Here is a 532-nt window from a genome sequence, read left to right on the forward strand (position 1 = left end):
CCATGATCACATTCAATCACGTTATTTTTATACTTAATCTGCCTGTGCTCAAGGTCTGGTGGACATTTACCTTCCCGTTTTAACCGTGATAAAGCACGTCCATATGTGGGTGCTTTATCCGTGTTGATCACTTGTGGAATTTGCCACTTCTTCACATTATTTAAAATTTTTCCAAGAAAACAATATGCTGATTTGGTATTACGTCTAGAAGAAAGATAAAAATCAATGGTATCGCCACGTTGATCGACTGCACGATACAGATAAGACCATCGTCCATTCACTTTTACATAGGTTTCATCAATATGCCACGAGCTCAGATCTGTAGGATTACGCCAATACCAGCGTAAACGTTTTTCTATTTCAGGAGCATAACGTTGAACCCAACGGTAAATAGTCGTGTGATCAACATTCACACCCCGTTCGGCCAGCATTTCCTGCAGTTCACGATAGCTAATGCCATATTTACAATACCAGCGCACAGCCCAAAGAATGATTTCGCCCTGAAAATGCCGACCATGGAAAGGATTCATAT

General features: G+C 40.8%; 1 protein-coding gene. It reads right to left on the bottom strand.

Going from position 1 to position 532, the window contains the following annotated elements; genetic code table 11:
- The coding region (locus GVV58_RS15290) for an IS6-like element IS1006 family transposase (RefSeq protein ID WP_066029262.1) at positions 1 to 530 on the bottom strand (530 nt) is incomplete at its 3' end.
- Positions 531 to 532: the final 2 nt, after the last annotated feature.

Source organism: Acinetobacter sp. 18QD2AZ41W, assembly GCF_009829025.1.
GTDB lineage: Bacteria > Pseudomonadota > Gammaproteobacteria > Pseudomonadales > Moraxellaceae > Acinetobacter > Acinetobacter pseudolwoffii.